At 73.4% G+C, this 8743-nt stretch carries 10 protein-coding genes; 3 read left to right on the plus strand and 7 right to left on the minus strand.

Features of this window, described 5'->3' with window-relative positions:
• The 4 genes from VR44_RS24825 to miaA form a co-directional block, all read right to left on the minus strand.
• A partial coding sequence (locus VR44_RS24825; protein ID WP_045949815.1) for a RelA/SpoT family protein occupies nucleotides 1-1472 on the minus strand: 1472 nt, incomplete at its 3' end.
• A gap of 140 nt (nucleotides 1473-1612) precedes the next feature.
• Entirely contained in the window at nucleotides 1613-2488 is an 876-nt protein-coding gene (gene dapF, locus VR44_RS24830) for a diaminopimelate epimerase (protein WP_045949807.1), read from the minus strand.
• Between the two features lie 85 nt (nucleotides 2489-2573).
• Entirely contained in the window at nucleotides 2574-3146 is a 573-nt protein-coding gene (locus VR44_RS24835; protein ID WP_384747161.1) for a hypothetical protein, read from the minus strand.
• 106 nt (nucleotides 3147-3252) lie between these two features.
• On the minus strand, nucleotides 3253-4191 hold the full coding sequence (miaA, locus tag VR44_RS24840) for a tRNA (adenosine(37)-N6)-dimethylallyltransferase MiaA (RefSeq protein ID WP_045949809.1): 939 nt from the start codon (nucleotides 4189-4191) through the stop codon (nucleotides 3253-3255).
• A 217-nt stretch (nucleotides 4192-4408) separates the two neighbouring features.
• Here miaA and VR44_RS24845 point away from each other — a divergent pair, with 217 nt between their 5' ends.
• Both VR44_RS24845 and VR44_RS24850 read left to right on the plus strand, forming a co-directional pair.
• Complete coding sequence (locus tag VR44_RS24845; RefSeq protein ID WP_384747157.1) at nucleotides 4409-4603, plus strand: gliding motility protein; 195 nt, start codon at nucleotides 4409-4411, stop codon at nucleotides 4601-4603.
• Between the two features lie 47 nt (nucleotides 4604-4650).
• The gene (locus tag VR44_RS24850; protein WP_045949810.1) at nucleotides 4651-4896 is read left to right on the plus strand and encodes an antitoxin; all 246 of its coding nucleotides are present in this window, start codon (nucleotides 4651-4653) and stop codon (nucleotides 4894-4896) included.
• A gap of 86 nt (nucleotides 4897-4982) precedes the next feature.
• Here the strand turns inward: VR44_RS24850 and VR44_RS24855 are convergent, their stop codons facing one another.
• Nucleotides 4983-5690 (minus strand): class III extradiol dioxygenase subunit B-like domain-containing protein, encoded by a 708-nt coding sequence (locus VR44_RS24855; protein WP_045949811.1) that lies wholly within the window; start codon nucleotides 5688-5690, stop codon nucleotides 4983-4985.
• 132 nt (nucleotides 5691-5822) lie between these two features.
• Nucleotides 5823-7343 carry a tRNA (N6-isopentenyl adenosine(37)-C2)-methylthiotransferase MiaB gene (miaB, locus tag VR44_RS24860; protein ID WP_045949812.1) on the minus strand — a complete coding sequence of 507 codons (1521 nt, stop codon included), beginning with the start codon at nucleotides 7341-7343 and terminating at the stop codon, nucleotides 5823-5825.
• Nucleotides 7344-7463: 120 nt separating this feature from the next.
• On the opposite strand from miaB, the gene VR44_RS24865 reads away from it, so the two are divergent.
• On the plus strand, nucleotides 7464-8468 hold the full coding sequence (locus VR44_RS24865) for a TAXI family TRAP transporter solute-binding subunit (RefSeq protein WP_045949813.1): 1005 nt from the start codon (nucleotides 7464-7466) through the stop codon (nucleotides 8466-8468).
• Here VR44_RS24865 and VR44_RS24870 read toward each other — a convergent pair.
• On the minus strand, nucleotides 8458-8743 hold a 286-nt coding region (locus tag VR44_RS24870), incomplete at its 5' end, for an ROK family protein (RefSeq protein ID WP_045949814.1). The two genes, VR44_RS24865 and VR44_RS24870, sit on opposite strands and share 11 nt — an antisense overlap.

Consider the following 8743-nt stretch of genomic DNA (forward strand, 5'->3'; position numbering starts at 1 on the left):
AGGAGCTGGACGGTGTCCCCGTCGGAGAGCGGAGCGGAGAGGGAGGTGAGGCGCCCGTTGACGCGGGCGCCGATACAGCCGTGGGCCGCCTCGCCGTGCTGGGCGTAGGCGGCGTCGATACAGCTGGCACCGGCGGGCAGGGCGAGGGTGCCGCCGTCGGCGCGGTAGACGGTGATCTCGCGGTCCTGGGCGAGTTCCGCGCGCAGTCCGGTCCAGAAGGTGTCGGGGTCGGGTGCGGACTGCTGCCAGTCGAGGAGGCGGGAGAGCCAGCCGGGGCGGGTGGGGTCGACGCGTTCCTCCTCGCAGTCGGCGCCCTCGCCGGTCGCGTACGGGTTGCCGAGGGCGACCACGCCGGCCTCGGCGACGCGGTGCATCTGCCGGGTGCGGACGATGACTTCGGCGACGTAGCCCTCGGGGACGGCGACGGCGGTGTGCAGCGACTGGTAGAGGTTGAACTTGGGGACGGCGATGAAGTCCTTGAACTCCGAGACGACCGGGGTGAAGCAGGTGTGGAGTTCGCCGAGGACGGCGTAGCAGTCGGCGTTCTCGCCGACGAGGACGAGGATGCGTCCGAAGTCCGGGCCGCGCAGTTCGCCGCGGGTGCGGGAGATGCGGTGGACGGAGACGAAGTGCCGGGGGCGGACGAGCACCTCGGCGGTGATGCCGGCCTCGCGCAGGACGGTGCGTACGGACTCGGCGATGGCGAGGAGGGGGTCGTCGGCGCCGGCGTGGGAGGCGATGAGCGCGCGAGTGTGCTCGTACTCCTCGGGGTGCAGGATCGCGAAGACGAGGTCTTCCAGCTCGGTCTTCAGGGCCTGGACGCCGAGGCGTTCGGCGAGCGGGATGAGGACGTCGCGGGTGACCTTGGCGATGCGGGCCTGTTTCTCGGGGCGCATCACACCGAGGGTGCGCATGTTGTGGAGGCGGTCGGCGAGTTTGATGGACATCACGCGGACGTCGTTGCCGGTGGCGACGAGCATCTTGCGGAAGGTCTCCGGTTCGGCGGCGGCGCCGTAGTCGATCTTCTCGACCTTGGTGACGCCGTCGACGATGAAGGCGACCTCGTCGCCGAACTCGGCGCGGACCTGATCGAGGGTCACGTCGGTGTCCTCGACGGTGTCGTGCAGCAGTGAGGCCGTCAGGGTGGTGGTCTCGGCGCCGAGTTCGGCCAGGATGAGGGTGACGGCGAGCGGGTGTGTGATGTACGGCTCACCGCTCTTGCGCATCTGGCCCCGGTGCGAGGACTCCGCGAGGAGGTACGCGCGGCGCAGGATGGAGAGGTCCGCGTCCGGGTGGTGGGCGCGGTGCGCTTCTGCTACGTGTCCGATGGCGTCCGGGAGACGGTCCCGGGACGCGGGCCCGAGCAGGGCGGCTCGGCCCAGGCGGCGCAGATCGAGCCGGGTACGGCCACGTCTGCGCAGCTCAGGGCGCACTTCTGCGTGTGCTTCGGGGTTCGTGGCCTCTGCACTCATGGGCACCTCCGGCGGCTTCGACCGGCGGTGGTGGGCATGGGGTGAGCCCTCAGGGCCGGTGCCTGATGTTACCGACCCCACCACGTGGCGCAGTCCGCCTCTCGCTCAGCGTGAAACGGATCACCCAAGAGAGGGAATCTTCAGGCGAAAGCCGTTTCCGTGAGCCAGTCCGCTTCGAACTCGCCGGCGGCCACGATGACGGCCGGTCCGGTCATGTCGATGCGACCGTCGGGGTGTTCGGTGATGACGAGGGTACCGCCGGGCAGGTCGACGGTGTACGAGACGGGCTCACCCGTGACGGCGGGGTCGGCTCCGTCGCGCCGGATGGCGGCCACGGCGACGGCGCAGGCGCCGGTGCCGCAGGAGCGGGTCTCGCCGGATCCGCGCTCGTGGACGCGCATGGCGACGTGCCGCGGGCCGCGGTCGACGACGAACTCGACATTGACCCCGGTGGGATAGGCGGAGGCGGGGCTGAACGGCGGCGGGCTGTACAGGTCTCCGGCGTGGTCGAGGCTTTCAACGAACGCGACGGCGTGCGGGTTCCCCATGTTCACGTTGAGCGCGGGCCAGGAGCGCTCGCCCACGGAGACGGTGACCTCGCCCTCCGGGAGCCGGGCGCGGCCCATGGAGACGGTGACGTCGCCCGTCTTGGCGAGGTGGACCTGCTTGACGCCGCCGCGGGTGGCCACGGCGAAGTCGCCGGGCTCGACGTGTCCGGCGTGGTGGAGGTAGCGGGCGAAGACGCGCACGCCGTTGCCGCACATCTCCGCGACGGAACCGTCGCTGTTGCGGTAGTCCATGAACCACTCGGCCTCGTCGGCCAGGTGCGCGGCGTCCGGGTGGGCGGCGGAGCGCACGACATGCAGCACACCGTCCGCCCCGATGCCGGCCCGGCGGTCGCACAGGGCGGCGACGGCGGTGGGCGGCAGGTCGACGGCGTTGTCCGGGTCGGGGACGATCACGAAGTCGTTCTCGGTCCCGTGACCCTTGAGGAAGGGGAGGGTGGTGTGCGTCACGAGCCCATCGTACCGAGCGGGTCGGAGCCCCGGCCGGTGGGACCAGCATGCGGTCAGGCGGCCTTCGGCGAGGCGTCGGCGCCGGTCAGCGCAGCCGGGCCACCCGGTAGACGGCCAGTGCGACGACGACCAGCGCGGCCAGTGCGTACAGCGCGGCGATCCGCCAGTCGGGGCGGCGGCCGCTGCCCCGGGACGGGAGCCCCGGCCAGGAGTAGCCGACGCGGCGCGCGGCCATCATGCCCCAGCCGCCGGCGCAGGAGCTGATGAGGAAGCCGAGCATGGCGACGACGGCGCCGCCGTCGCCGAACTCGAAGGCGAGGGGGAAGGCGAACATCAGGGAGCCGGCGGCGGCCAGCATCACGATCGGGGCGATCTGCCAGATCCGCAGCCTGCGCTGGGGGCGCAGCTCGACCTCGACGGCGGGGCCGGCGGCGGCCTCGGTGCCGGGCTCGGGCGCTTCGGGACCGTCGGTGGTCAGCCGTGCGGGGTCGGCGGGCAGGCCGAGTCCGCCGGGGCCGTCCGGGCCGCCGGGGACTGCCGGCACGCCGGGGCCCGCGGGCTCGCCGGTCACCGCCGGGAGTGCGGACAGGGGCGTGTCCGTTTCCCGCTCGGTGTCGTCCCGCCCGATGTCTCGTCGAGGGCCGGCCTCCATAGCCACGCGCCCTCCCCACTTCGGACTCCGCACGCCACTGTTCAGAAGTTTGATGATGGCACGGCCCCGGCCCCGCGACGGGCGCTCGGGGCTTCCCGATGCCATCACGTGATCAGGCTGTGACCGCTCGTTCGACCAACGACTGCGCGAGTCGGGGGAGTTCCCCGCGGTCGGCGGCGGCTCCGCTGAGCCAGTGGACGCGGGGGTCGCGGCGGAACCAGGAGTCCTGGCGGCGGGCGAAGCGCTTGGTGGCCCGTACGGTCTCGGCCCTGGCCTCGTCCTCGGTGCACTCGCCGGCGAGGGCGGCCAGTACCTGCTGGTAGCCCAGGGCGCGGGAGGCGGTGATCCCCTCGCGCAGGCCCTGGGCCTCCAGGGCGCGGACCTCGTCGACCAGCCCGGCCTCCCACATGCGGTCGACGCGTGTCGCGATACGCTCGTCGAGTTCCGGGCGGGCCACGTCGACGCCGATCTGGACGGTGTCGTAGACGGACTCGTGGCCGGGCAGGTTGGCGGTGAAGGGTTTGCCGGTGATCTCGATCACTTCGAGTGCCCGGACGATGCGGCGGGAGTTGCTGGGCAGGATCGCGGCGGCCGCGGCCGGGTCGGCGGCGGCGAGGCGGGCGTGCAGGGCGCCGGGGCCGCGCAGGGTGGCCTCCTCCTCCAGCCGGGCGCGGACCTCGGGGTCGGTGCCGGGGAACTCCATGGCGTCGAGGGCGCCGCGGACGTAGAGCCCGGATCCGCCGACCAGGACCGGGGTGCGGCCCTGGGCGAGGAGCTTGTCGATCTCGGCGCGGGCGAGGCGCTGGTACTCGGCGACGCTGGCGGTCTCGGTGACGTCCCAGATGTCGAGGAGGTGGTGGGGCACGCCGCCGCGCTCGTCCATCGTCAGCTTGGCGGTGCCGATGTCCATCCCCCGGTAGAGCTGCATGGAGTCGGCGTTGACGACCTCGCCGTCGAAGTGGCGGGCCAGGGCGACGCCCAGGTCGGACTTTCCGGCCGCGGTGGGACCGACGACGGCGATGACCCGCGGGGCGGGGGCTGCATTCCTCACCGGAACAGTCTCGCAAACCCCGCGGCATGTACCCGATCGGGTGAGGTGACGGGGTGTGGCCGGGGTCGTTGCCCTGAAGAGGTTCCGGCCCGGCGTGCGCCTGGCGCACATCCCGTGGAGGCCGGTCCGGCCGCAGCGGAACTTCACCCGCACGAGTAACGTTATGGGAGTAGACATGGGCGTTTTTGACCGGATTTTTCGCCGTAAGGGTGAGGCAGTGACCGAGGAGGTCGCGGCCGAGGCCACCGCGGCGGAGACGCCGGCCGCGGCGACCGAGCCGGCCGAGGGTGCCGGGGAGGCCGAGGCGGCTGCGGCCGGGGCACCCGCGGCGGAGGCCGCCGTGGAGATCCCCAAGCAGCAGTCGGCGGAGGTGGCCGCGGACAGCGAGGCCGGCGAGGGCGCCCGTACGTAGCTACCGCTCCCCCGGGCTCCGTCGGGGGAACCCCAGGAAGGTGACCCATGGGCCTGCTCGACAATCTGAAGGCCAAGCTCGCTCCGGCCAAGGACAAGGTCGGCGACCTCGCGCAGAAGCACGAGGGCAGGATCGGCGAGGGCCTGGACAAGGTCGCCAAGGTCGTGGATTCCAAGACCCATGGCAAGTACAGCGACCGGATCACGTCCAGTACGGACAAGGCGAAGGGCGCCCTGGGCAAGGTCGCGCACAAGGACGCCCCCGGCGGGCCGACGCCGCCGGCGGCTTCCTGAGGCAGGACGCGCCGAGGGGCGCCGCAGGATCAAGGGGCGTGGGACCGACGGTCCCACGCCCCTTCGCCGTACGGTGCCCTCCCCTGTCAGGACCAGGCGGCGACGAAGTAGCCGACCCCGTAGGGGGCGTCCTCGTACAGCAGCCGTCCGCCCAGGCCCGCCCCTTCGGCGGCGCCCGCGAGCACCTGCCAGGGCGCCCGCCCGGCCGCCTGGAGCTCGGCGGCGAGTACGGGGTCCAGCGCGGCCAGCGCGTCGGTGTCGGCGGAGCCCAGGGCCCGGCCGGCGGCGGCGTCGAAGGCGGCGGCGCGCTCGTCGAGGTACCCGGGGGCCTTCAGCGTGCGGCAGGCGCTCCCGTCGCCCATGACCAGCAGCGCGACCCGCTCGTCGGCGGCGGCGAGCTCCCGGCCGGTCTCCAGGCAGCGGCCGGTCTCCAGGGAGGCGGCGACGGCGAGGCCCTCGACGGGGGCCGCACCCCACCGGGCACGGCCCAGCAGCCAGGCGCCCACGGCGAGGGAGGCGGGCAGCGGGCGCGGCCCCTCCTCGCCCTCCCCGAGCCGGACCTCGGCGTCGACGCCGTAGCCGTGGAAGCCGCCCCGGGAGCCCTGGGGGTAGGGCCCCTGGTGCTCGGCGTCGGCGGAGCCGACGACCACCAGCACGTCGGGCCGGGAGGCGGCCAGTACGGCGAGCGCGTCGGAGCAGGCGGTACGGGCCTCGTCGAGTTCGGCGGCGGCGCCCGCGGCGACCTCCGGCACGAGGAGCGGCGGGGCGGGGCAGACGGCGGCGGCTACGAGCATGATCCGCAGCCTAGGCGCTGTCGTACCGATCGGGCCAGACGCCCCGGCACGGCGGCCTGCGGGCCGCCGCACCGGGCCCGGTCACGTCCGGGGCACCGGTCCGGGGAGCCGGTCCGGGGCGCCGGGACCGGGTCAGTCGATCGCGCAGCCCGAGGTCGCCGCCGGCAGAGGGGCCGGGACGCCCAGGGTCGGGATGCCGAGCATGACGCCCTGGGGCTGCGCCGGGGCCGCGTTGCGCTTCTCCCAGGCGTCGCCGGCGCGGGTGCGGCGCACGGCGGTGGTCGGGCCCTCGGCCAGCAGGTGGTGCGGGGCCGCGTAGGTGATCTCCACGGTCACCACGTCGCCCGGACGCACGTCCTGCTCCGGCTTGGTGAAGTGCACCAGGCGGTTGTCGGGGGCGCGGCCCGAGAGGCGGGCGGTGGCGCCGTCCTTGCGGCCCTCGCCCTCGGCGACCATGACCTCCAGGGTGCGGCCGACCTGCTTCTTGTTCTCCTCCCAGGAGATCTCCTCCTGGAGGGCGACCAGGCGCATGTAGCGGTCCTGGACGACCTCCTTGGGGACCTGCCCCTCCATGTCGGCGGCCGGGGTGCCGGGGCGCTTGGAGTACTGGAAGGTGAAGGCGCTCGCGAAGCGGGCCTCGCGCACCACGTGCATCGTCTGCTGGAAGTCCTCCTCCGTCTCGCCGGGGAAGCCCACGATGATGTCGGTGGAGATCGCGGCGTGCGGGATGGCGGCGCGGACCTTCTCGATGATCCCGAGGAAACGCTCCTGCCGGTAGGACCGGCGCATCGCCCGCAGGATCGGGTCCGAGCCCGACTGCAGCGGCATGTGCAGCTGCGGCATCACGTTCGGGGTCTCGGCCATGGCGGCGATGACGTCGTCGGTGAAGTCCTTGGGGTGCGGGGAGGTGAAGCGGACCCGCTCCAGGCCCTCGATCTGCCCGCAGGCGCGCAGCAGCTTGCTGAAGGCCTCGCGGTCGCCGAGGTCGCTGCCGTAGGCGTTGACGTTCTGACCGAGCAGGGTGATCTCCGAAACGCCCTCGGCGACCAGCGCCTCCACCTCGGCGAGGATGTCGCCGGGACGGCGGTCCTCCTCCTTGCCGCGCAGCGCCGGGACGATGCAGAAGGTACAGGTGTTGTTGCAGCCGACGGAGATGGAGACCCAGGCGGCGTACGCGGACTCGCGGCGGGTCGGCAGCGTGGAGGGGAAGGCCTCCAGCGACTCGGCGATCTCGATCTGGGCCTCCTCCTGGATGCGGGCGCGCTCCAGGAGGACGGGCAGCTTGCCGATGTTGTGCGTGCCGAAGACCACGTCGACCCAGGGGGCCTTCTTGACGATGGTGTCGCGGTCCTTCTGGGCGAGGCAGCCGCCGACGGCGATCTGCATGCCGGGGCGCTTGGTCTTCATGGGGGCGAGCCGGCCGAGGTTGCCGTAGAGCTTGTTGTCGGCGTTCTCGCGCACCGCGCAGGTGTTGAAGACCACCACGTCGGCGTCGCCGTCGGAGCCCTCGGGGGCCCGGACGTAGCCGGCGTCCTCCAGCAGACCGGAGAGCCGCTCGGAGTCGTGCACGTTCATCTGGCACCCGTAGGTGCGCACCTCGTAAGTTCCCTTGGGGTCCACCACTGCCGTGCTCCGGTCGCTGCTGCTGGTCATGCAACAAGGGTAGGCGGTGCCGGGGAGGCCCCCGTCCCCCGTACCGACGAGCCGCCGGCGGCGTCGGTGCGGGCGGGCGGGCCGTGACAGGACGGCGGGGCGGGTGGGAGGATCGCGGGCATGCCCCTCGTACCACCCCGTGTCAGCCCGCGCCGCCTCCGCCGCCTCGTGGCGGGGACGGCCGCCGTGCTGGGTGTGCTCGGGGTGCTGCTGTGGTGGCTGCGCCCCTTCGGGGAGCCCGCGCTCGCCGGGAAGCTCACCTTCAGCACGGGCGTCCGCACCGGCGTCTACCACCGCTACGGCCAGTTGCTGGAGCAGGCCCTCGCGCAGGACATGCCCGGGGTCAAGGTCCGGCTGGAGACCAGCGAGGGCTCGCAGCAGAACCTCCAGCGGGTGGCCTCCGGCGAGGCCGACTTCACCATCGCGACGGCGGACGCGGTCGCCAAGTACCGGGCCGACGGCAAACCGGGCGCGGAACAGCTGCGCGGGTGCGCACGGCTCTACGACGACTACGTCCAGCTGGTGGTGCCGGCCGGGTCGCCGGTGCAGTCGGCCCGCGACCTGCGGGGCAAGCGGGTCGCGATCGGCCAGGAGGGTTCCGGGGTCCGGCTGATCTCGGACCGGCTCCTGCGGGCGGCCAAGCTGGACCCGGCCCACGACATCACCCCCGTCGCCATCGGCATCGACACCATGCCGGCGGAGCTGCAGGCGGGGCGGATCGACGCCTTCTTCTGGTCGGGCGGCCTGCCGACGAACGCGGTGCGCGAGCTGTCGGAGCGCTTCGACATCCGGCTCGTCCAGCTGGGCGACCTGGTGGAGCAGCTCCAGGCCAGCGGCAGCCCGGCGCGGTACTACCGCGCGGCCGTGATGCCGCAGGACGCCTACGCGCGGGCCCGCAACACCTCGTCGGTGGCCACCCTGGCCGTCCCGAACCTGCTGGTCACCAAGGAGGGCACGGACGCCCGGCTGACGGAGCAGTTCACCCGGACGGTGATCCTCAGCCGGGACCGGATCGGGCACGAGGTGCACGCGGCGCAGCTGGTGGACCTGCGGACGGCGATCTACACCGACCCGCTGGACCTGCACGAGGGGGCCCGGCGGTACTACCGCTCGGTCAAGCCGTAGGCCCGCGCCGGCCGGCGGGGGCCAGCATCATCGCGGCGGCCGCGGCGCCGATGAGCCCGGCGTGGGTGCCGAGGGCGGCCGGGACGACACGGAGGTCCCGGACGAAGGACAGGGTGGCGTACGAGGCCAGGTGCCGCCGGACCGGTCCGAAGAGGGTCTCCCCGCTGGCGGCGACCCCGCCGCCGATCACCGCGATGTCGGTCTCGACCAGGGTGGCGGTGGCCGCGATGGCGGCGGCCAGGGCCCGCCCGGCACGGTCGAAGGCGGCCAGCGCG

The organism is Streptomyces katrae (genome assembly GCF_000966975.1).
GTDB lineage: Bacteria > Actinomycetota > Actinomycetes > Streptomycetales > Streptomycetaceae > Streptomyces > Streptomyces katrae.